Here is a 23,101-nt window from a genome sequence, read left to right on the forward strand (position 1 = left end):
GATTATTTCCCTTTCCGTGAATTCGTTGTTATAATTTGAGTAGAATTTCGAAAAGGTGTGAAAAATTATGCTAAAAGTTGAACACATTGTGACTGGGCCGGTTGAAGAAAATACGTACGTGGTTCATGATGGAAAATCGCTTTTTGTGATTGACCCTGGAAGCGAACCAGAGCGAATTGAAGCGATGATCGCACAAACCGGAGCTAAACCTGTTGCAATTTTACTGACACATACGCACTACGACCATATCGGCGCGCTTGATGCGATCCGTGATAAATACCAGATTCCTGTTTATGTTAGTCCAGAAGAAAATGAGTGGCTTGGCAATCCAGAACATAACGGCTCTGTAATGTTGAAACAACACGGATTTCCGCCTATTACCGCTAGACCTGCTGACTTTCTGCTTGAACTAAAAACTTATGAACTGAACGGCATTCGCTTTAAAGTCGTTGCAACGCCAGGGCACTCTATCGGAAGTGTCAGCTTTATTTTTGATGATTTTGCGATTGTCGGAGATGCTTTGTTTAAAGGAAGTATCGGTAGAACGGACCTTTACACAGGCGATTATGATATGCTGATCGAAAGTATTACGCGGGAGCTTTTCACGCTTCCTGATGATACAGTAGTTTATCCGGGACATCGCGAAGCTACTACGATTAAACACGAGAAAGACACCAACCCGTATTTTAATTAGAATGGAGGAGTTTATATGACGGAAGAAGAATTGCTTGAAAAAGGATATCGCAAATATACAGGCGAGGAAATTGATGTCTATTTTAATACGCATGTTTGCCAGCACTCTGGAAATTGCGTAAGAGGAAACGGTGAAATTTTTAATTTGGAGCGAAAACCTTGGATTCTTCCAGATAATGCATCTAAAGATGAAGTGAAACGTGTGATTGATACATGTCCAAGCGGAGCGTTGCATTATATTGAGAAAGAAGGGGTTAGCAAGTGATCGAATATAAGAATGGCGAAAATCGAATTTTTGCAGTAGATGAGACCGGAAAAGAAGTCGGGGAAGTTACTTTTTCAAATGCAGGGGACGGAATGTTTATCATTGACCATACGGGCGTAATCGACGAAGCGCGCGGTCAAGGGATTGCCCAAGAACTCGTGAAACATGCGGTAGAAAAAGCACGGAAGGAAAATAAGAAAATCTTGCCGCTTTGCCCATTTGCAAAATCCGAATTCCAAAAGAAAACTGAATATCAGGAAGTTGAATTTAAGCGCTAATGGCTAAGAAAGTAGCGATCTTTGAAGAGCGAAAAGTCTCGTGGCTTGAGCTCTTTTTTGATTTAATATTCGTTACGGCTGTTTCTTCGACGACACATTTATTCGTCTCGATCGACCATCACCCGGATCATACGCTACTTTATTTCGGCGAATATCTCTTGATGGTTACACCGATGTTTTGGGCATGGATTGGGCAAACCATGTTTTACAATCGTTTTGGTGAAAAAATGAATCGGCCGGAATTTTTCATGCTGAGCCAAATGTTCTTTTTAATTTTGATGACCGCAAGCTTTGACCTTGAGTTTTCTGACACGTTCTACACGTTCATTATCGGCTACGCCGGTATTCGTCTTATTACCGTCATTCAATATTTTATTGTTGGTAGGCGACACGCTGGGAAATTTAAATATGTTGCGAATTTGCTTGGAAGCGAATTTCTGATCGGTATTTTAATTTCGCTTAGCTCGATTTTCTTTGAAGGTGACTTGCGATTTATCATTATGTATATTGGTATTTTTCTCGATATCCTACTTCCGCTTACAAACAGCAAACGACTTAAACAAGTTCCAGTGCACTTTCCGCATCTGGCTGAACGCTTTGGCTTATTTGTAATCATCACATTCGGTGAAACTATCGTTGCGATTACAAACATCTTGGTTGGACATACGAAAGAACCTTATACATTGTCGTATGTTTTTTTAAGTTTCACGATTATTGCTGTTTTATGGGCATCCTATTTCCACAGTTTTGAGCACATAGTGGATCAAAATAAAAAAAACAAACGGCCAAATCTTACTTTATGGTCATTACTTCATTATTGTCGCCATCATGATGCTTGCAGCCAATATCCATCTATTATTTTTAGGGCACCTCAATAAAAGTTTGCTCTTACTGCTGATGTACGGCTCTGTAGCGCTCTTTTTTGTATCCAAGCAAATCGTTTTCGGCTTGCATAAAAAAGCCGAAGTAGAATTTTATTTATGGAAAGAAATTATTTTGCTTTTGGCACTCGCAGTATTCTATTTGATTAATCAATTTACAGCGCTTCCGCTGATCACAAGTTTCATCTCCATTTTAATCTGTGCTGTATTTGATTTGGTTATCCAGTTTCAATCCAGTCGAACCATTCGTAAAAAAGCTGAAACCCGCAGGGGTTCAGCTTTTTTTTACGAAGTACCAGAAAGATTACGTCAGCTTCCGAATTTTCCCCTTGACAAAAATGTTTCCTAGGTGCAAAATATAGGTAGTTCAAAACAGAAAGAAGGATAGACTATGGAGCAGGAAACAGTCATCATGAAAGAAAAGAAAGAAAAAGAAGCTTGGATTACGAAGACACATAATGTCAGTCTTGAAGAAGTAAATAGCTCCATTGCGATTCCTAAAAATGCAGGTTTTTTCAAAAAACTACTCGCTTTTATGGGGCCGGGCTCACTCGTTGCAGTAGGTTACGTCGATCCGGGCAACTGGGCGACTTCGATTGCTGGGGGAGCGCGGTTTGGATATACACTTCTCAGCGTCATTTTACTTTCCAATTTAATTGCCATGTTTTTGCAGTCACTTTCCGCGAAACTGGGGATTGCAACCGGGAAAGATTTGGCACAGGCTACAAGAGCAGCTGTTGGGAAAAAAACGGCTGTGGTTTTGTGGATTTTAACGGAACTCGCGATCATAGCGACCGACATTGCCGAAGTAATTGGGTCAGCGATTGCGCTGAACTTGCTGTTTGGGATACCGCTCCTTGGTGGCGTTGCGATCACGACACTTGACGTCCTCTTGCTTTTGCTTTTGCAACGTAAAGGATTTCGGATCATCGAATCAATCGTTATTGTGCTCATGGCAACAATCTTTGTCATTTTTGCATTCGAGATGGCAGCTTCGCATCCAAACGTATCTGCACTGCTTGAAGGCTATCTCCCTCATGCAGAAGTAGTAACGAATCCAGCGATGCTCTTTATCGCACTTGGGATTCTTGGTGCAACAGTTATGCCTCATAATCTGTATTTGCATTCATCGCTCGTTCAAACGCGTAAATATGAACGGACGCCTAAAGGGAAACGAGAAGCTGTTCGATTTGCTAAGATCGACTCCACTTTTTCCCTAACCGTTGCTTTTGTTATTAATTCGATGATTTTGATTTTAGGCGCAGCCGCTTTCCACGGAACGGGACTAGATGTTTCGGAAATTGAAGGGGCTTATAAACTGCTTGGTCCAACACTTGGAATTGGGCTTGCTAGCACGCTTTTTGCTGTTGCTTTGCTTGCATCCGGGCAAAATTCAACCATCACAGGAACACTCAGCGGCCAAATCGTTATGGAAGGCTTTATTCATTTGCGAATGAAACCTTGGCTAAGACGGGTTATAACAAGGCTTCTAGCTGTTATCCCTGTTTTCATTGTCACACTGATTTCCGGTGCAAAAGGAACCGGTTCGCTACTTCTGTGGAGCCAAGTGATTTTAAGTTTGCAATTACCGTTTGCCGTCGTTCCACTGGTGCTCTTTACAAGCAGCAAAAAGAAAATGGGCGAGTTTGCAAATTCAATTCCGGTGCAAATCATTGCTTGGATTGTAACAGCAGTTATCATAGCACTCAATATTTTCTTGCTCGGCTATATTTTCATTACTGGACAAGATTTAGGTTAAAAATCACGCGAAAACGCGTGATTTTTTTATGCCAAAAAATTTCAAAAGAACAATTAAGCCTTTTCATTTAGATTATCCCGCCATCTAAATCGCTTTCACTGGCTCTTTACAAGACTTGCTAAATCAATCGAGAGGCGTATAATGAATTTGATTATTGCGCTTTTAAAAAGCCGCAGCTTGATTTGCTTATCAATTTCACACAGCTTAGCGAGTTTTTGCTTCGTCTGTTTAAAAGCGCTCCGTAAAGTTTTTTGTGAAATTCTAAGCAAATGGAGGAATTAAATTGGATTACACACTGATGACGCGCTTACTGGCCGAATTTTTTGGAACCGCCTTACTCATTATCTTAGGTAACGGTGCAGTAGCAAATGTTGATTTAAAAGGAACGAAAGGGTTTGGCAGCGACTGGATGCTAATAGCTGTTGGTTACGGCTGCGGGGTTATGATTCCAGCGATGATGTTTGGTGGCATAAGCGGCAACCACATTAACCCGGCCTTCACGATCGGACTAGCTGTAGCAGGACTTTTCCCGTGGGCAGAAGTTGTACCTTACATTATCGCGCAATTTGCAGGTGCCATGGTTGGTCAGCTAATCGTGGTGGCTTGTTATAAACCTTACTATGATCAAACGACTTCGCCAGATCATATCTTAGGAACCTTTTCGACGATTAATGCTGTGCGAAGCAAAACGAATGGGTTTATAAACGAATTTGTCGGCTCGTTTGTACTTTTCTTCGGCGCACTTGGCATCACAAAAGCACCTTTTTTTGCAGATAACTTAGGAACAGCCCATTTAGCGCTTGGTTTCCTTGTTTGGACACTCGTAGCTTCCCTTGGCGGGCCAACAGGGCCTGGACTGAACCCTGCGAGGGATCTAGGGCCGCGGATTCTTCATGCGCTTCTTCCACTGAAACATAAAGGAAGTTCAGAATGGAGTTATGCCTGGATTCCAGTTGTTGCTCCGATTTTAGCGGGGATACTTGCAGTTCTTCTTTATCAAGTTGTCTTTTTATAAAATAAGTCAGAAGCCGACCAAGTGAAAACTTTGTCTGCTTCTTTTTTTATAGTAAAATAAAGAAGAATGAATCGAAGAAAGGGGGGATTCTTATGGGCAACTATTTAGAAATCCCAAATTTAAATAAAGAATTCCCGTTTCGTGTCTTTACAAATGACGGAGAAGTACTGGTATATCCGCATTGGCATAAAGAAATTGAATTAATTTATGTGATTCACGGCAGTCTCAATCTTGGCATCAATGATGTTCCGATTGAACTTCATGCCGGTGAAATCCAAATCATTAACGGTGGTGACGTTCACTATTTCCTAGCATCGCCAAACAGCGAACGAATCGTGATTCAATTTGATTTGGCCTTATTTCAAGCAGAAGATTTATTAAACCAAACGGACACAAATTTACGAAAGCTCTTTTCCGAGCGCGCCTTACTCAGCCGAACGTGGGGCGAACAAATTGAACAGCAAGTCGGCCGGCTGATCCAAGAAATGCTTCTCGAAAGTGAAGCCAAACAAGCCGGCCACCTGTATTCGATCAAAGCTAAACTATTCGAGCTGATTACGCTGATGTACCGCAGTTTCCCAACAGAACCAAGTAAGCAAAAAAGCGTGCTGCGTGACGACATTGTGCTGAAATCGCAAGAAACACTTGAAAAACTGGATGAAATTTTTTCTTATGTCGAAGCGAACTATCAAAATCCGATTACGCTTCAAGAAGTGGCAGATGAGATCGGATTCAGCAGCTATTATTTTACAAAGTTCTTTAAGCGTAATGCTGGGATGACTTTTGTGACGTTTTTGAATGATTATCGTTTGAATAAAGCAAAATGGATTTTACTGAATGAAGAAATTCCAATTATCGAAGTAGCTGAAAAAGTCGGATTCAGCAGTGTGAAGACCTTTCATCACACGTTTAAGCGGGCAATGGGGATGGCGCCGCTGAAATATAGGAAGACAATATACGGGAATAATCGGACAAGAAAGTAGGACGAAATTCCGCCATTTGTTTTGTATGATTAAGCTATACAAAACGAATGGGGGATTTTTTTATGAAAGTAGGAATTATTGGCTGCGGCGGGATTGCAAACGGTAAACATATGCCAAGTTTGAAACAAGTGGAAGGCGTGGAAATGGTCGCTTTCTGTGATACGATTCCAGAACGTGCGGAGCAGGCGAAACGTGATTTTGGAAGTAAAAATGCAAGCGTATACACAGATTATCGTGAGCTTTTAAAGGATTCGGAGATTGAAGTCGTGCATGTTTGTACGCCAAATATTTCGCACGCAGAAATTACGATTGCTTCGCTTTATGCGGATAAACATGTGATGTGTGAAAAACCGATGGCAAAAACGGCCGAAGAAGCAAGAGCGATGATTGAGGCAAGGGATGCAACCGGAAAGAAACTTACGATCGGCTATCAAAACCGCTTTCGCAAGGATTCAAGTTTCCTACATGCGATCTGTGCCGAGGAACGGCTTGGCGAAATTTATTATGCAAAAGCAAAAGCAATCAGACGTCGTGCTGTGCCGACATGGGGTGTCTTTTTGGACGAGGAAGCACAAGGTGGTGGACCGCTTATTGATATTGGAACGCATGCGCTTGATTTGACGCTTTGGATGATGCAAAATTACAAACCGAAATATGTGGTAGGAAATAGCTATCATAAACTTTCTCAAACTAAAAATGCTGCAAATGCTTGGGGAGCTTGGGACCCAGAAAAATTCACGGTCGAAGATTCGGCTTTTGGTTTTATTACGATGGAAAATGGGGCGACGATTGTGCTTGAATCGAGCTGGGCGCTTAACTCGCTTGATGTTGGCGAAGCAAAAACGACGCTTTGCGGAACTCTTGGCGGAGCAGATATGGAAGATGGGCTGCGGATAAACGGGGAAGAGCACGGCTTGACTTATACGAAGCATGTGGATCTTGAAACTGGCGGAGTGGATTTTTATGACGGAGCGGGCGAAACAGCAGAACTGCTTGAAGCAAAAGCTTGGATTGATGCGGTACGAAATGACAAGGAACCAGTTGTGAAACCGGAGGAGGCACTTGTTGTAACGGAAATTTTGGAAGCAATTTATAAGTCGTCGCAAACGGGAGAACCCGTATTTTTCAAATAGAAAGGGATGGTTAGGATGGTACATGTAACGGTTTGGAATGAATTTCGTCATGAACAGGAAAGCGAATTAGTTCGCAAGGTTTATCCGGCAGGGATACACGGGCAACTGGCTGTTTTTTTAGAAAAAGCGGGTTTTCACACAAAGACGGCAACGCTCGATCAGCCAGAACATGGACTGACGGAAGCGGTTTTGAGTGAAACGGATGTGTTGATCTGGTGGGGACATATGGCGCACGGCGAAGTGGCGGATGAAATTGTGGAACGTGTAAAGCATCATGTTCTTCGTGGAATGGGGCTTGTTGTCCTTCATTCTGGTCATATGTCAAAGATTTTTATGAGTTTGATGGGAACGAGCTGTGACCTCAAGTGGCGTGAAGCGGATGAAAAGGAACGGATTTTTGTGGTTGATCCAAGTCACGAAATTGCGAGCGGTATTCCGGAAGCGTTTGAGCTTGAAAAGGAAGAAATGTACGGCGAATATTTTGATGTGCCTGCGCCGGATGAAACCATTTTTCTAAGTTGGTTTGAAGGTGGGAATGTCTTCCGTAGCGGGCTGACATATAGACGCGGCAATGGGCGGATTTTCTACTTTCAGCCGGGACATGAATCCTATCCGACTTATTATAATGAAAATGTACAGAAAGTCATTATTAACGGCGTAAACTGGTGCAGCAAGGGCAACCGTGCTTATCCAACTTATGGGCATGAAGAAGCGGTTTATCCGATTGGAAAGGGGACAAATGAACAATGAAATTAGGCGTGTTTACACCGCTTTTTGCGGATTTAAGTTTAGATGAAATGCTTGAAAAGGTGTCCAATGCAGGGCTTGACGCGGTTGAAATCGGCACGGGAGGAAATCCGGGAAATGCCCATTGCAATACGGATGAGCTTCTTGAAAGTGAAGCGGCTCGGGAAGCTTATCTTTCGAAGTTTGCTGAAAAAGGAATTACGATCAGCGCACTAAGCTGCCATGATAACCCGATTTCGCCGGTCAAGGAGGAGCGCGAACAAGCGGACTTGATTTTGCGTAAGACGATCAAACTCGCAGCGCTCCTAGGGGTTCCGGTTGTGAATACTTTCTCGGGAACGGCTGGCGATAGCGACAGCGCGACAGCACCTAACTGGCCGGTGATTCCATGGCCGACGGTTTATAGCGATATGAAGGCTTGGCAGTGGGAAGAAAAACTAATTCCGTACTGGAAAGAGATCGGCAAGTTAGCAGAAGATGCCGGTGTGAAAATCGGGATAGAGCTTCACGGCGGATTTTTGTGTCATACGCCATATACAATCTTGAAACTGCGTGAAGAAACTTGTGATGCGATCGGCGCCAATTTAGACCCAAGTCATCTTTGGTGGCAAGGGATTGACCCGGTTGCTGCAATCAAAATTCTCGGGGAACAAGGAGCGATTCATCATTTTCATGCAAAAGATACGTATCTCGATCAAGATAATGTCAATATGTATGGCTTAACGGATATGCAACCTTATGGGGATGTGAAAACACGTGCTTGGACGTTCCGTTCGGTCGGTTGTGGTCACAGTTTGGCGGAATGGTCTGAAATGATGAGTGCGCTTCGGACTTATGGATACGATTATGTGGTGAGTATTGAACATGAAGATCCGCTGATGTCGATTGATGAAGGTTTTAATCGCGCGGCTTCTAATTTGAAATCAATTTTAATACGCGAAACCCCAGCAGATATGTGGTGGGCATAGGGAAGGAGGATCTTAAAAAATGAAAAAGATTCGGTTGGTAATTATCGGATTCGGCGGCATGGGCAGTTATCATGTGGAGCTTGCGGGAGCGAGCAAGGATGTCGAAATTCTTGGTGCTTACGATATTGATGCGGTAAAGCAAGCGGAAATTAAAAGGCGCGGACTTAAAGCTTATGCGGACTATGAAGCGGTTTTGGCGGACTCAGAAGCGGATGCTGTTTTGATTGCAACACCGAATGATGTGCATAAAGACTTGGCAATTCAAGCGCTTAAAGCAGGGAAACATGTTCTTTCTGAAAAGCCAGTCACGATTGCAAGTGCAGAGTTAGAAGAGATTCTAGCGGTTGCTGAACAGACCGGAAAAACTTTTATGGTGCATCAGAATCGGCGCTGGGATGAGGATTTCTTGATGGTAAGACGGATGAACCGAGAGAAAACGATTGGTGAAATTTTTCAGATTGAATCGCGTGTGCAAGGTGCTAATGGTATCCCGGGAGATTGGCGTCATTTGAAGGCTCAAGGTGGCGGAATGTTACTTGATTGGGGTGTACATCTGCTCGATCAACTACTCTTTATGGTGGATTCTAAAATAGCAAGTGTCTCAGCTGATTTAAGTTATGTGCTTGGTGATGAAGTGGATGACGGATTTAGCAGTACGATTCGGTTTGAAAATGGTGTGACGGCTTTGATTGAAGTTGGGACGACAAACTTCATTAAATTGCCACGCTGGTATTTGAAAGGGACATCTGGAACGGCGGTGATTGAAGATTGGGATTTAAGTGGTTCGATTGTGAAAATGGTGGATACGGCAGAAAAAGTCCAGCCGGTGCCGATTAAAGCGGGACAAGGTTTGACTAAAACAATGGCACCGCCGCATGAGGATGCTGTCGAACAGCTCGAATTACCAAAACCGGATGTGTTAGAGCAAAGCTTGTATGATAATTTCGGGGACGTCATTTTAGGGAAAGCAGAACCGATGATTCAGAATAAAGAAGTCCTTCGTGTACTTCGTTTGATTGAGGCAATTTTTAAAGCAGCTGAATCAAATGAAGTCGTGAAGGGATTCGACAAATAAAAAGAGCTGCCGCGGCAGCTCTTTTTATTTTGCTCGATAAAGATAGATTTTCCAGTAGGAAGCACTGTCGCTGAATGAGCGTTCAAATTGCAAACCGGTTTGTGGCGCGTTTTCGATTGGAACACTCGAAAGAATGTACTTTCCGCCTAACTTTTTAAATTGAGCGATGTTAAGTGACAAGTGGTGAATTCGTTTTTGTGAGTTTTTACTGTATAAATATTTTTTTCCAAGTTCGGAAGAAAATAAGTAGCAGCGGTTGCCCCAACCATCATAATAATCTTTCAGCGATTTGCTTTTTTCTAGTTCAGGTGCGATTATTTTACGAAATTCACGTTTATACTTGAGCGGGTAAGCATTGACATAGCCATCAACGGTATAAAACCCGCTTTCTTGAGAAATGGCAGGATGAAGTCCGATACTGCCAACTCGGTAGCTATCTTGAGGTTTTCCAATGTAATTTTTAATTTCCTGCATTTGCTTTTCAGCATAAAATTGATTAATTGTTGGCGTAGCCGTCGGATAACGGTAATAAATTTCAGGATTATAAACAAAGCAAACAATAATCTGCAAGGCAACGAGAACATAGGCTGCTTTCTTAAGCAGTGAATTGATTTGAGCAAGATAAACGAGAGCTAAAACAAATAAACTGTAAAAAATTAAAGGGTGCAAAAAGTGAAAACGAGAAAAATTAAATTCGCGTAGTAAAACGAAATTATTTTTTAGCGGGGCCCAAGCTTCGTTCCACCAAAAACCATACCAAAACGATAGAGCCAGGTTAAATAAAAATAAGCCGATAAACAGTTTTTGGGTTTTCCATTCTTTTCGAACAATGATTAAAATAAAAGTGATAAGTATAGTCGGTAAAATAATCCACCAAGAAATAGTTTGATCATGCGTATGCCCGAAAACAAAATTTTTCAATGATAAAATGACAGAATGTGAAAATGATTGTTTGGGTACTTCAAATTCAGTGCGCGAATCAGGCGGACCACCAATGAACATGGTATAAATAAAGCGATAATTAACAACCAAATACATCAACGTCATATAAAGCGCACTTGCTAAAAAACGGATATTAAATTGTTTTTTCTTAATCCAGTCAAACAAGAATAAAATAAAGATGCCGCATAAAAAGAAGCAAAACCCCAAAATAAAGCTGGAATAGAAGGGGAGCAAAGTCAAAATAAATATATGCGAAACTCTTTTTTTTCCGCTACGAATATTCAAGAAAGCCCAAAGTGCAAGCGGCATTCCGAGTGTGCTAAGCATTCCTGATGGCCAAAATGGTGTGAGTGCAAAGGTCAGTGAAGCGAAAGCAGCGAGCGGTAAAAATTTATTTTCTTTTACAAGATAATCACGCGCCAAAAGGTACATTCCTAAAAAGGCAAAAACTCGTGTTATCAGCTGACTGATGAAAAAGGCAGTTGGGGTATTGAAAAGCGCATAAAGCCAAACGATACCAACAAACTCAGAGTCAAAAATATCGCGCGAAGGTGCGCCGCCCATAATTTGTGGAATATTGGCAGTTCCAACTTCTGCTGTGTAATTTCCGCTGTTAAGTAGCATTTTGTACCAAGCCACATTCGAATCCAAATTATCATGAATTCGTACATGACTATTCCCACCAAGTACAAAGAGCGGCAACATGAATAAGAAAAGAAGCAGAAGTGTAATGATGAGTGTTTTTTTATCTAATCTTTTTATCATAGCATCTCCTCCATTATTTATCATACATTCATTTTTTAGATAACACTACTAATAACATGTTGAGAAACTATATTGTTAATTGTAGAAATTGTGAAAAAACAAGCAAGCTTTAAAATTGAAAGCGCTTACTGCAAGCGGTATACTCAAATTGTAGTAAACAATTTAAAGGGGGAGAATCAACATGGGTCGTTTAAGTGGAAAAGTAGCATTAATTACCGGAGCAGCACGCGGACAAGGGGCAGCAGAAGCTGAACTTTTTGCAAAAGAAGGTGCAAAGGTAATCATGACGGATTTGCAAGTGGAAGAGTTAAATAAATTGGCAGATCAAATTAAAGAAAATGGCGGTTCTGTATTGGCGCTTAAGCAAGATGTTTCGAGTGAAGAAGACTGGGAAAATGTTGTAGCTGAAGGAATAAAAGCGTTTGGGAAAATTGATATTCTCGTAAATAATGCGGGGATTTTAAGTTTTAAAACGATTACGGAAATCAGTAAGGCAGAGTTTGAGAAAATAATGTCTATTAATACGACAGGAACTTTTCTCGGCATGAAATATGTGATTCCTAATATGCAGGAAAATGGTGGCGGTTCTATCGTAAATATTTCCTCGCTGTCAGGAATATATGGGGTTGGCGGAGCAGCTACAATTCCAGTAAAGGAGCTGTCCGAACACTTACTAAAAATGCGGCGCTAGATTATGGTAAGGAATCAATTCGCGTAAACTCAGTTCATCCGGGTACAATTGATACTCCAATGCTTAAGGATGTTCTGCAAACAACGGAAAGTAAAGAAGCGGCCGCATCAAGCGGTGCACTGCCTTATATTGGTCAACCAATTGATGTCGCTTATTGTGTGCTATTTCTTGCTTCTGATGAAGCTCGTTTTATCACAGGAGGCGAATACTTGGTTGATGGTGGAGCGCTTACAATGTAATCATAAATCAAAAAAAACTTCTTGAATCTGCGGATTCAAGAAGTTTTTTGTGGATAAATGGATTCTATTTCTGTACAATTGCTAGTTGACGGGAATGGAGGATGGTGAAAAGTGAAGATGGGGAAAAATAGAATAATGATGAGGCTAAGCTGTAGATGAAAATCTACAGCTTTTTTTGTGAATAAAAGTCTGACGTTTCAGAGAGAAAATATATTTTTACATGCTATTTAACGAATTGTTAACAATTAAAAAGAGATAGATGTTTATTTTCAAGTTAGTGTGTATTCATAAGTGATATTTTTAAACAAGAGGTGGAATTATGTATAGAAAAGAGATTAAAAAAGAAGTTGCACTAGCAGACATTATTCAGGAACTTGAGCATAATGCGCTAAATCGGGAACAAATACGTCGCAAAACATATGTTAAAAATGAACTGATCGAAGAAGATTGCGGCAGGATACTAATTTTAGAGGAAGGATACATTGTCAAGTTCATGCACGTTAAAAAACAAGAAAAGGCGGTTGATTTTTATGCGGGAGAAGAATTAATCGATTTTGATCAGGCTTTTGTTTTAAAAGAGCAAAACAAGTTTACGCTTAAAGCATTGACGGATTGCGAATTAATAACGGTGGATAAACAATTTTTTATGGATTACTTATCAATTAGACCGATTTTCATGGAATTTATCATCAAAAAGCTGACTCGAAATTTGCATCATTTTATTGTGAAGATGGGCATTAACGGCAAATATCAAAAGGATCGTGTGATGATTGGTCTGCTGAATATTTCTTATGCACTAGGGGCAGATGCCCAATGTGAGTTTTTTAAAGTACCGAATTCGATTAACCATTATTTGTTAGCTGATTATTGCGATGTGGATCCGACAGCATTTTCAAAGATCTGCAAGAAATTAACTAATGAGAATATGATTTTTATGAACAAGCGTCAAATTATTGTGTGTGTGCGAGTAATGAGGCTTGCTGTGAAAGAGAATCAAGGGATTTACGTCCGCTAAGTAAAGCAGTTAAGGAGGTGGTATTGACAACTAGATATACTAAGGGCACTAGCTAAATTTAAAGAAAGGAGCTATTAAGTTTTGGTATGAAGCATTTATCTCGTGAGTCAACAATAATGAGAAGATACTCTGCACAGAGGATAGTAATTTCACTGCTCATTGTTTTAACGACATGTTTGTGCTGGATGGTAATGCCAAATGAAGCGCAGGCATAGGGAAGATCAAAACCTCAGCCGATTGAAAATGTTTCAAATGACTGGACGGTTTTGAAGTATACGTATGACTTAAATATACCTGTTGAAGATGTATTTATGGAAAGGCAAAAGCTGGATAAACAAAGAGGACTTGTGTTAAATTCGGCGCTTATCAACTTTGCCAATATTGGAAACTCAACTTTTGAGGCGCAACGTATTTTTCATTTGCGAAAAGGTGAGACTTACAAAATCAATTGGTATTATGGTCTTCGTGTTACTGGAGGAGTTACTGCAACCATTGATTTCAATGAGAAAGTGAAAACAGCAGATTCTTCACGAGATAACGTGCTTAAACCGTATACAAATACAATTGTCGCTGATCAAGATCAGGACTATGTTCTTACAATAAAATAGTATGCTTCTAAAAAATCATATGTATATTTGATGCTGGGCTATTATAATGCGAATACTCTGGATGGCGGTTTTACTGTTTCTCATACAGCAACTGAGAAAGGCGAGGTTACGGTAAGAGATGTCGATCAGCTTTCTGGATAGGATATTAAACCAGCAGCAAATCTTGAAGGCACGCTTGGCAAGCCGTATACCATTTCAATACCTGAGATATATGGATACAAATTGCAAAACACAAGCGGCAATGTGAATGGAACATTTGGAACAAAACCGCAAACTATGATCTTGACTTATGGGAAAAGTCAAGGTCAGGTTACGATCAACTATCAAGATGGACAAGGGAACGTGATTAAAAAAACGGCTGTGCTTAAAGAAGACATCGGAAGTCATTATGTGGCAACAGCAAAAGATATTCCGGGTTATCGCTTAAGGCGGATATCGGGTAATCAACCTGGAGAGTTCCGTTCTGAGGATGAACCTGTAACTTTTGTTTATGCGAAAATAGTTTCAATAGCCACCCTCAAGAGGGACAGAATAGCCTTAATGGAAGAGCTTGGAAGCAAGAAACCGGAACTGGGCAGAAGTCTCAACAGAAGCCTGTTAGAGAAAAAGCGGCTGAAACTGGTGCTCCGGAAAATAGGGTCATTGTGTAGGCTGAAAGATGTTCGAACGGAGTCGGTGTTTCATCGGCGGCAAGAAAGCGTGGCGAAAGTCAAATATCGACAAACGCATGGAAGCCTTCCGAGTACGGGAGATGTAGATTCGGTTTTTGATATTGTGATAGGAGCTTTGCTTATTTTGGAAAGTAAAGATTTATTAGGAACCATTGACAAGAGAAAAGGAGTTTAATTATGAGAAGATCAAACAAATTATTAAAAATTATTGCAACAGGACTGCTTGCTACAACAACATTAACGAGTTTGCCAATCTATAATGGTACGGCGGACGCAAAAAAGCTACCTAAGGCAAAGAGTGCAATGAGTGCTAGAGCTGTGGATCCGAAGAACACGATCGCTTCTGGATGGAACGTTCTAAAGTATTCGAGTGATTTAAATGTATCGCTTAATGATACATTTGTTCAAAATAGACCGGTTATAGATGGAAATGGTTTAGTTTTGGATACGGCCTATATTAACTTTGCTAATATTGGGAATTCTGTATTCAAGGCACAGCATGTTTTTCACATGAAAAAAAGGAAAAACCTATAAAATCAATTGGTATTATGGGCTTAGGGTATTAAATGGTGCTCATGCGAGCATTGATTTTAATGGAGATGTAAAGGTAGCCGATGCTTCGATAGGAAATGCTAAAACACTTTATAAGAAAACGATTGTATCGAATAAAGATCAAGACTATGTTGTGACAATGTCTTATGATGCTCCTAGAAATTCAAATGTTTATATGATGATCGGATATGATGCTAATTCGGCATCTGATGGGGGATTTGTTGAACAAGATGTTCCTAAGCCTACACTAGTAGCTCCGCAAGCTTGGGATAAACAGGTGAAAGGTACTGGTGTTTCCGGCAACCAAATTGTTATTAAAGATCAAGTGGGTAAAGTTCTTGGAACAGGAACGGTCGGAAGCGATAACAGTTATTCAGTTGGATTGAGCCGTCCGCTTGTTTATAACGAAACGATTACAGCTACTCAATTAAATCAAGATAAAGTAGCAAGTGATCCTGTAGATGCAACGGTTGAAGATACTGTTGCCCCAGACGCTCCTAAAGCGCAGAATATTGAAGTGAGCGATCAGATGCTTAGCGGATCAGCTGAAACTGGTTCAAAAATTTTGGCGAAAAATGCTCAAGGAAAGATTGTCGGCGAAGGAGCAGCAACTGGAAAAGCAATTTCAAAAAGTAATGATAGTGAATTCTCGTTTGAATTGACTGAGCCGGTTACTGTTGGAGAAACTATTACTGTAACGGCTACAGACAGTGCAGGGCTTGAAAGTACTGGAACAGACGTGAAAGTTGTAGATACAGTAAAGCCGACAGCTCCTAAAGTAAATGCAGTGGATGACACAATGAAACAGTTGACTGGAACAGGAAGTAAGGTCGGTAGTACTATTGTTGCGTCGGTTAATAATCAAGTTTTTTACGGGAAGGTAGGCGCAGATAAAACTTTTACAGTCAATCTTGGAAGAACTTTTTCAGGTGGTACGCTAATTAAAGTCATTGAAATTGATCAGCAAAATCAGCAAAGCGATCCAACTGTTGTAACTGTTAAAGGAACACAGAAAACGAAAACACCGACTGTAAACACAGTTGGCGATTCTGATTTAGAATTAACGGGAACTGCTGAACCTAATGCAGATGTAACTGTTACGATTGGGCAGGATGTCTATAAAGGTAAAGCAGATCAAAACGGAAATTTTAAGATTCAATTGAATCAAAAATATCCCATTACTAGTGAAGGGACAGTTATTGCAACTGGGACTTCTGGGATTGCAAGTGATGCAGAGAAAATAAAATTTGAAGATACAACTCCGCCGAATGCCCCTGCTATAAATTCGGTGCTGCCAACGGATACAACACTTTCAGGAACAGCTGAACCTAACTCTACGGTCAGGGTTGTTTTTACTCGACCTGATGGGAGTACAGCTGTTTTCCAAAAACCGGCAGATAAAGATGGGAACTTCAAGATTAACATGTTAGGAACCTTCCCAGAAGGAACTACGATTTCTGCAACGGCAGAAGATGCTGCAGGAAATATTAGTTCGGCAGCAAATGCAATTGTTGCAAGTAAAGAAAAGCCGACTTTGTCCCTGAGTGATCTTAGCAGTCAAGATATTCAACTAACTGGAACAGCAACACGTGCGAACACACCGGTAACTGTGCAGGTGGGAGACCAGGTTTATCAAACGAAAACAGATGATGGTGGCAAATTTATATTGCACTTAGATCGAATGTTCCCAGCAGGAACAGAAGTAACGGCAACCATGGGCATAGGTGATAAAATCGGTAAAGCTAACACGACTGTGTTACTGCGTATGCCGACTTTTACAACATCAAATAGTCCTCGTGTAGGAATGAAGAAAATTACACTTAAGGCTGACCCAAATAGTGATGTAACGCTGACAATTACACATTTGGATGGGGGGCTAGGGGATATACAGACAGTTCAAGCTGATGAAGCTGGAAATGCAACTTTTACACTTGTATCGCCTATTCGGTATGGAGATACATTGGATGTGTTTTCTACTATGCTTGGTGTAAAAAATCCTAGTGAACGCGGAGAAATTTCGATTTTTTGATAAATATTGGGGCGTCTCGCCCCAATATTTATTAGGGAAACAATACGAGAAAATTTGGAAAGAAGAAAGAGAGGAATTACATAATGAAGAAAAGGAATACTTGGGCTCGATTACTGATCGCGACTGTAGTTGCGGCTAGTATTTTTATTAGCAGTCAGCCACTTCAAGCATTTGCAGCAGAGGAAAATGAAGCGAGCGCGGATACTCTATTTTGGTCAAATCCTTCTTATAATCCACTGAGATTGGATCGTTTTGAAGAGGGACAACCCAATATTTCTGGACATGCAACGCCTAATGCAAAGCTTATCTTTTCGATAAACGGTCAAAGATATTACACATTTGCTGATGGAACAGGGCAATTTTATTTTAATGTAACGAATATGAACCTTCCGGCTGGATCAGGCTTTCATGTTAGTCAATATGTCGGTAATTGCCTTGTGGATGGTGCTGGGGGAACTGTAGTAGCCAAACCCGTGCCCCAATTACAAGCTCCAAGCGTAAATGCAGTATTTTCAACGGATACTTCGGTTACGGGGAGTTCTAATTCTGAACAGGTTAAAGTAGTGATCAATGGAGTTACTTATTTTGGAACAGTAAATTCTTCTACTAAACAGTTTAAGGTGGAATTAGGAAGAAGTTATCCTGCTGGGACTCAAGTAAATGTATATGCGGTAACTGGTACAAATCAAAGTCCGGCAACGGCTGTTTATGTACAGCAAAAAGTTGAGCAGAACTTGCTAGCACCGACCTTAAATCAAATGACAACAGATGATACAAATGTCATTGGGTATTCGAACTCATCGATTGTTCAAGTTTTAGTAGGTTCTACTGGGGAAGTCAGAACGGTAGTGCCTGACTCACAGACTCATGTGTTTGTACTGAGTGTAGGTCATCTTCCAGTAGGGACAAAGGTTTCAGCTTATGCAATAACAAATGGAACTATGAGTGAAACAACCACTATTTATGTAACCCAAGGATCAACTCCGCCTCCTGCTAAGGTTGATCCACCAAAGCTCAATGGATTGACTTCCACTGATAAGGTGCTTTCAGGTGAATCTAGCGGGGCAGAGGTTTTAATCAATGTTGGTGGAGATGCTTACCAAGTAAAGCCAGGTAAAGACAATAAATTTGTGGTGAACTTGAGAAAAAGCTATCCAGTTGGAACAAAAGTTGTCGCTTATGCGACCCGAGACGGGGCAATTAGTGATTCGACTATTATTTACGTGACACAAGGTCAAAATGCGCTAACTGCTCCGGTAATTAATGACGTGACTACAGAAGATCAGATGATCACGGGGAAGGCAGCTGCAAATGTAATGGTGAAGCTAGATATTGGAAGCGATAGCTATGAAGGAAGTACGGATGCAGACGGGAATTTCAAAATCTTTCTAGATCACACTTATCCGGCAGATTCATTGATTTCTGTATACGTAACTGATGGAGTTCAAAAAAGTCCGATTACAACATCAAAAGTCAAACAAGGTGGTTTTACTTTAGGAATTAATTATATTTCAGATAAGGATTCGATTGTTACTGGAATTGCGTTGCCTAACTCTGATATTAAGGTTCAAATTGGAAACCGAATTTATAGAGGGAAAGCTTCTAGTTTTGGTACGTTTATGGTTCAAATGAGCCAAGCTTATAAAGCAGGACAAAATGTTGAAATCACAGCAACAGACCCTGCATCTGGCAAATCGGAAAGGAAAGTTGTGATTGTTTATCCGGAAAGCCTAGTATTAATACGGTGCTTCCAAATACTCCAACAATTTCTGGTCAAGCAAGCCCTAATGCGTATGTGGTAGTTACTCTTGGCGGTCGTCAATATGCAACTTTTGCATCTGCGTCTGGATACTACTTTGTTTCGGTTAATCCGAATGATGCGGTTAGCGGTGCTGAGGTAAGTGCTATTCAAATTAGTAATAATATTGAAAGTCAGCCGGTAAGACTCACAATCGGAATGTGAAGCTATAAAAATATTGGATAGGACGCGCGAAAATTTTGGTTTGGCAAACCAGAATTTTCGCGTTTTTTTGTAAAAAAGTTAGTTTGTCCACAATTGGCTAGCAGATGTTTTTTTGGGGTGAAATGAAATGGAAAGAAGATTGGAACGTTTAGGTGAAGTCAAGTGTGAAAGAAGCCTAGGAGATAGGCTGAGAGTAAAAGGTTTATATATTATAGGCCATTGACAGTAAAAAGAGTTTTGGGAATATTTATGGTTCGAATGACTCAAACTTATTAAGCAGGACAAAATGTTGAAATAACGGCAGTTGATCTGTCCTCTGTCAAACAAAGATAAAAGTAATTATTGTTTATTCAGAGAGTCCAAGCATTAATACGGTTCTTCTGAGTACGTCGCTGATTTCTGGAAATACAAATCCAAATGCTTATCTGGTTGTTGTAGTTGGGGATCGAAAATATTCAACTTTTGCAACTGCCTCTGGAACCTATTTCGTTGCAATTAATTTGGGTGATGCTGTGACTGGGGCAGAGATATCTGTTATGCAAATTTGCAATAACATTGAAAGTTAAAGTGTAAGCTTAACGATGTTTTTTTAAAATTTATATGTATAGTGTAAAAGGAAGGAATGCATGGAATCTATTTTGAGTTCCATGCATTCGGTTTAGTAATGAATAAATTAAATGCTTACCCTAAATTCATGCTTATTTTCAAGGTGAGCCCTGCATTTGGCTCGTTGTTATTTACTAGTTGTTGCTGTTATTATTTATTTTGTTTGTCACATATCTACCTCGATTGGTTAATGCATATTTTTCCAGTCCATAGCTGTCGTAAATTTTAAATAGCAAGTGATACTGAAATAATGCATCTAAAATCTCATAAATCTGCTCTTGTGAATAAAGCTCTAGTTCTTTTGGAAGCGCCTTTCCACAAATGAATAATCTGTGTTTCTTTAGATACTTCATCAGATTTAACGCACATATCTTTCCATCTTCCCTCAATGTTTATCATACTCCTTTAGACAAATGCAGGACTCATGCTCAAAGGTAAGCAGATCTACATATATCGGAAAATTAAGAAATATGCAAAATTTAAAAGGTTTTTATTTGTTAATATGCTCTATTCTATCACAAAAATTGTAAAATGTTATTTTGTCCACAAAAAAGTCAAAGAAAGAGTGTTTTTATGTTACAAAGTATCATGGCGTTGGAAAGAAAACTGTATATAATGAGCTGTAATAATTTGCTAAACGGTAGGAAAGGAGCTTGTTAGAATGCAGGAAATACATCAAGCTTTACCTGATAGAGAGTTAGTGGAACTTGAAAAAGAAGTGAAGGAGTTACTTTTAGATTTTAAGAAAGAAAAAATTAAAAGTGACCAATTATTAAAGGATAATCAAAGACTTCAAAATGAACTGAACGCTATAAGGGATAAAGAAGCACCTTCTCAAAATTTGAAAAACCAGCATGAATCTTTCGTTGGAAAACAAAATGTTGCAGTGCCCGAGAAGCCATTCTTACGCGCAGTCGAGCGTAATAAAAATCAAGAGCACTTGTGTAGTGTGGATTCAGAACTGACAAAGGCAAACCTTGCAGAAATATTGATTGAAGTTCAAACTGCCGCAGATCAGATAGTGAAAAAAGCTGAGAAAAAGGCAAGTGACATTTTATTCCAAAAACAAAAGGATTTTCAGAAAATAACCGAGCAAGTAGAGCAATATCAGGAAAAAGTGATGAATATCAAACATATGAATGATCATTTGTTTGATAAATGCATGGATCAACTTGATGAGATTATGAAAGATATACAATAAAAGCGAGGCTGTTAAGTATGGAAATTTCAATTAAAAAAGAACAGGGTAATTTGGATGGTCACGTGTTATATGCGATTACGGCAGAGGAAATACAGAAATTTAGTAATAAATTCAATGTGACTCGAACAGAAATTGACTGTTTATTAAAGGATTCTAGATATGTTATTCAACTAAAATTTTTCTCAAGCTAAGGCAATCAAAATCAAAGAGCTTATTTTACATCTAAATGCTGAGTTTCCAGAGATACTTTGGACCCGATTTACAGTTGACAAAACTTTTGTTAGTCAGTACGAGCTTGAATTTCTATTGGCAAAAGGATCATTTGATTTCAGCAAACAAAAGATAGAAACTTTTCTATCGAAAGTAAAGGTGATTGTCTTAGAAGAGCTATTAATTCCGATTAGGAAAGATAGTGCTGTTGTGAATAGCCCCGAAGAAAAAGAAATTGATAAAAAAAATTGCGCGGCTCAATTCTATTCTTCATGAGATTGATAGTAAAAAAGGGAACACAGCTTTCCAAAATTCTGATCAGAGTCAGATTAAAATGGAAGAACAGAAAGAGATGGAAGAAAAAAAGGGCTGAACAAAATGTAGAATCTAGCATTATGCAAACACTTAACAAAGCTAAAAAAAAAAATCTATATCAAAAAAAACAAAAGTGAACAGAAAAAGAGGAATATCAAGAAATTATTGCTTCAATCCACAATAGCTCTTGGACTTATAGCTGTGATTTTGACTGTTTTTTTTTGTGAATTTCTCACTGGTTAAGATAGAAGGTGTTTCGATGCTTCCTACGCTTCACACTGGTGAATACGGCATGATCTACAAACGTGCAGCGAGATATGAACGCGGGGATATTATTTCTTTCTATTCCCCGGATACTCCAAATGCGGAGTACATTAAGCGTATTGTAGGACTTCCAGGAGATCGAATTGAGATTGAAAGTGGTAGTCTATACATAAACGGAGAAAAAAAGAAAGAACAATATCTTCGACAAGAGAAAAATTTAGCACGATTAAATTATTCTTTGGAAGATTCTTCCGGAGTAAAGACTGTACCTCAGGGGAAAATATTTGTACTAGGCGATAATCGCCTGCACTCGCGTGATAGTCGTGATTTTGGTTTTGTAGATGTATCAAACATCATTGGAAAATGGGTCGTGCACTTTTAGAGTTGAAATGATTAGAAGAATAGGTATATTAGCAAAAGAAATGGAGATAGAGAAGTGGAAATGTTTTATCAAACCTGGAAAAAAGTTTTTTTTCTTTTTCTTTTGCTGCAGAAATTTTTGTGGGGTTTTATGTGGTCGCGTATTTACTTTTATTTACCTTTGACTCAAAAGGCGATATCTCGCTACAAACACAATTGTTAAGCTGGATTTACAATTATATTTTTCCGGGGGTTATCGGTCTTGCTATTTTGATCTTAACTGAATATTGCTGTAAGAGCATTTTTCATACGTTTAAAGTAAAGCGGAAAATTCTTTATCCATTTAATATTGGTTTAAATATGTTGGTTGGTTATTTGTTAGGTGCATATTCAGTTTTCAAAGTTTTTTGAAATGAAAGAAGGAGGAGCTGGTCTTATTAAGGCCAACTCCTCCTTCTACTCATACTGCTGTGCTAAGCAAACTTGTTTTATTTTTTTTAAGATCTACTACTAGAGGTTTTCTTGAAAGAACAATATTTCGTTTCTCTAATTTAATAATTTCTTCAAGAATACGATTTCTGCTAGAGCGTAAATAACCAGCTAAAAAAGTAATAGTGATATATTTTGGGAAGGAAACGATATGTCGATCTGTTGGTAAGCCGAGATCAATTCGTAAACGAGAAAGTTCAAAAAGAAGTTTATAGGTTAAAGTCGCCTGACTGTAGCGGTGAATATAGGTAATATCAACTAGAGCATTTACAGATTTGTCAAGAATAAATTGTAAAATTTCTGGTTGAGTAGACATATGAATGAGTAAATATTCGCGAATTAAAAAGTAAAAAATTACCTTCATCAAGACCGGTGATTCGATAT

Annotated in this window: 22 protein-coding genes and 2 pseudogenes; 21 read left to right on the plus strand and 3 right to left on the minus strand. The window is 39.6% G+C overall.

Annotated elements, in window-relative coordinates:
* Window positions 1-67: 67 nt before the first annotated feature.
* The 11 genes and pseudogenes from MFLO_RS09310 (at window position 68) to MFLO_RS09360 (ending at window position 9,797) form a co-directional block, all read left to right on the plus strand.
* Window positions 68-694, plus strand: a complete 627-nt coding sequence (locus MFLO_RS09310; protein WP_036097680.1) for an MBL fold metallo-hydrolase — start codon at window positions 68-70, stop codon at window positions 692-694.
* Between the two features lie 15 nt (window positions 695-709).
* Window positions 710-958 (plus strand): (4Fe-4S)-binding protein, encoded by a 249-nt coding sequence (locus MFLO_RS09315; RefSeq protein WP_036097681.1) that lies wholly within the window; start codon window positions 710-712, stop codon window positions 956-958.
* Window positions 958-1,236 carry a GNAT family N-acetyltransferase gene (locus MFLO_RS09320; RefSeq protein WP_036097747.1) on the plus strand — a complete coding sequence of 93 codons (279 nt, stop codon included), beginning with the start codon at window positions 958-960 and terminating at the stop codon, window positions 1,234-1,236. Before MFLO_RS09315 ends, MFLO_RS09320 begins: the two co-directional genes overlap by 1 nt.
* Window positions 1,236-2,367: pseudogene (locus MFLO_RS09325) on the plus strand (low temperature requirement protein A); the annotation flags it as partial. The gene MFLO_RS09320 and the pseudogene MFLO_RS09325, both read left to right, overlap by 1 nt.
* 159 nt (window positions 2,368-2,526) lie before the next feature.
* Window positions 2,527-3,876: an Nramp family divalent metal transporter gene (locus MFLO_RS09330; RefSeq protein WP_277619782.1), complete on the plus strand. Its 1,350-nt coding sequence runs from the start codon at window positions 2,527-2,529 to the stop codon at window positions 3,874-3,876.
* A gap of 283 nt (window positions 3,877-4,159) precedes the next feature.
* Entirely contained in the window at window positions 4,160-4,891 is a 732-nt protein-coding gene (locus MFLO_RS09335) for an MIP/aquaporin family protein (RefSeq protein WP_036097684.1), read from the plus strand.
* Window positions 4,892-4,983: 92 nt separating this feature from the next.
* Entirely contained in the window at window positions 4,984-5,874 is an 891-nt protein-coding gene (locus tag MFLO_RS09340) for an AraC family transcriptional regulator (protein WP_036097685.1), read from the plus strand.
* A gap of 62 nt (window positions 5,875-5,936) precedes the next feature.
* Entirely contained in the window at window positions 5,937-7,007 is a 1,071-nt protein-coding gene (locus MFLO_RS09345) for a Gfo/Idh/MocA family protein (RefSeq protein WP_036097687.1), read from the plus strand.
* Window positions 7,008-7,022: 15 nt separating this feature from the next.
* Window positions 7,023-7,757 (plus strand): ThuA domain-containing protein, encoded by a 735-nt coding sequence (locus tag MFLO_RS09350; protein ID WP_036097688.1) that lies wholly within the window; start codon window positions 7,023-7,025, stop codon window positions 7,755-7,757.
* A complete protein-coding gene (locus tag MFLO_RS09355) occupies window positions 7,754-8,722 on the plus strand; it encodes a sugar phosphate isomerase/epimerase family protein (RefSeq protein ID WP_036097689.1) in 969 nt (322 codons plus the stop codon). Before MFLO_RS09350 ends, MFLO_RS09355 begins: the two co-directional genes overlap by 4 nt.
* A 19-nt stretch (window positions 8,723-8,741) precedes the next feature.
* Window positions 8,742-9,797, plus strand: coding sequence for a Gfo/Idh/MocA family protein (locus tag MFLO_RS09360; protein WP_036097690.1), 1,056 nt, complete (start codon window positions 8,742-8,744; stop codon window positions 9,795-9,797).
* Between the two features lie 24 nt (window positions 9,798-9,821).
* On the opposite strand, the gene MFLO_RS09365 is transcribed toward MFLO_RS09360, so the two are convergent.
* Window positions 9,822-11,504 carry a DUF6044 family protein gene (locus MFLO_RS09365; protein WP_036097691.1) on the minus strand — a complete coding sequence of 561 codons (1,683 nt, stop codon included), beginning with the start codon at window positions 11,502-11,504 and terminating at the stop codon, window positions 9,822-9,824.
* Window positions 11,505-11,685: 181 nt separating this feature from the next.
* Here MFLO_RS09365 and MFLO_RS09370 point away from each other — a divergent pair.
* The 8 genes and pseudogenes from MFLO_RS09370 (at window position 11,686) to MFLO_RS15585 (ending at window position 19,272) form a co-directional block, all read left to right on the plus strand.
* Window positions 11,686-12,434 (plus strand): annotated as a pseudogene (locus MFLO_RS09370) (SDR family NAD(P)-dependent oxidoreductase).
* 319 nt (window positions 12,435-12,753) lie between these two features.
* Window positions 12,754-13,449, plus strand: coding sequence for a Crp/Fnr family transcriptional regulator (locus tag MFLO_RS09375; RefSeq protein ID WP_036097692.1), 696 nt, complete (start codon window positions 12,754-12,756; stop codon window positions 13,447-13,449).
* Window positions 13,450-13,685: 236 nt separating this feature from the next.
* Window positions 13,686-14,057: a hypothetical protein gene (locus MFLO_RS09380; RefSeq protein WP_420912530.1), complete on the plus strand. Its 372-nt coding sequence runs from the start codon at window positions 13,686-13,688 to the stop codon at window positions 14,055-14,057.
* A 144-nt stretch (window positions 14,058-14,201) separates the two neighbouring features.
* Window positions 14,202-14,903, plus strand: a complete 702-nt coding sequence (locus tag MFLO_RS09385) for a MucBP domain-containing protein (protein ID WP_277619783.1) — start codon at window positions 14,202-14,204, stop codon at window positions 14,901-14,903.
* A 2-nt stretch (window positions 14,904-14,905) separates the two neighbouring features.
* Window positions 14,906-15,262 (plus strand): hypothetical protein, encoded by a 357-nt coding sequence (locus MFLO_RS09390; RefSeq protein WP_036097695.1) that lies wholly within the window; start codon window positions 14,906-14,908, stop codon window positions 15,260-15,262.
* A 1-nt stretch (window position 15,263) separates the two neighbouring features.
* Window positions 15,264-17,309 carry an Ig-like domain-containing protein gene (locus MFLO_RS09395; protein ID WP_420912531.1) on the plus strand — a complete coding sequence of 682 codons (2,046 nt, stop codon included), beginning with the start codon at window positions 15,264-15,266 and terminating at the stop codon, window positions 17,307-17,309.
* 83 nt (window positions 17,310-17,392) lie between these two features.
* Window positions 17,393-19,111, plus strand: a complete 1,719-nt coding sequence (locus MFLO_RS09400; protein ID WP_036097699.1) for an Ig-like domain-containing protein — start codon at window positions 17,393-17,395, stop codon at window positions 19,109-19,111.
* On the plus strand, window positions 19,105-19,272 hold the full coding sequence (locus tag MFLO_RS15585; RefSeq protein WP_156065850.1) for a hypothetical protein: 168 nt from the start codon (window positions 19,105-19,107) through the stop codon (window positions 19,270-19,272). The genes MFLO_RS09400 and MFLO_RS15585 overlap by 7 nt, the downstream gene beginning before the upstream one ends.
* A 740-nt stretch (window positions 19,273-20,012) precedes the next feature.
* Here the strand turns inward: MFLO_RS15585 and MFLO_RS09405 are convergent.
* Window positions 20,013-20,267 carry a hypothetical protein gene (locus MFLO_RS09405; RefSeq protein ID WP_036097700.1) on the minus strand — a complete coding sequence of 85 codons (255 nt, stop codon included), beginning with the start codon at window positions 20,265-20,267 and terminating at the stop codon, window positions 20,013-20,015.
* A gap of 272 nt (window positions 20,268-20,539) precedes the next feature.
* On the opposite strand from MFLO_RS09405, the gene MFLO_RS09410 reads away from it, so the two are divergent.
* Together MFLO_RS09410 and lepB are read left to right on the plus strand one after the other, a co-directional pair.
* Window positions 20,540-21,079 carry a hypothetical protein gene (locus tag MFLO_RS09410; RefSeq protein ID WP_036097701.1) on the plus strand — a complete coding sequence of 180 codons (540 nt, stop codon included), beginning with the start codon at window positions 20,540-20,542 and terminating at the stop codon, window positions 21,077-21,079.
* A 748-nt stretch (window positions 21,080-21,827) separates the two neighbouring features.
* Window positions 21,828-22,250, plus strand: a complete 423-nt coding sequence (gene lepB, locus MFLO_RS09420; RefSeq protein WP_277619781.1) for a signal peptidase I — start codon at window positions 21,828-21,830, stop codon at window positions 22,248-22,250.
* A gap of 438 nt (window positions 22,251-22,688) precedes the next feature.
* Here the strand turns inward: lepB and MFLO_RS09430 are convergent, their stop codons facing one another.
* On the minus strand, window positions 22,689-23,084 hold the full coding sequence (locus MFLO_RS09430) for a hypothetical protein (RefSeq protein ID WP_149023016.1): 396 nt from the start codon (window positions 23,082-23,084) through the stop codon (window positions 22,689-22,691).
* Between the last annotated feature and the right edge of the window lie 17 nt (window positions 23,085-23,101).

This window comes from Listeria floridensis FSL S10-1187 (genome assembly GCF_000525875.1).
Lineage (GTDB): Bacteria > Bacillota > Bacilli > Lactobacillales > Listeriaceae > Listeria > Listeria floridensis.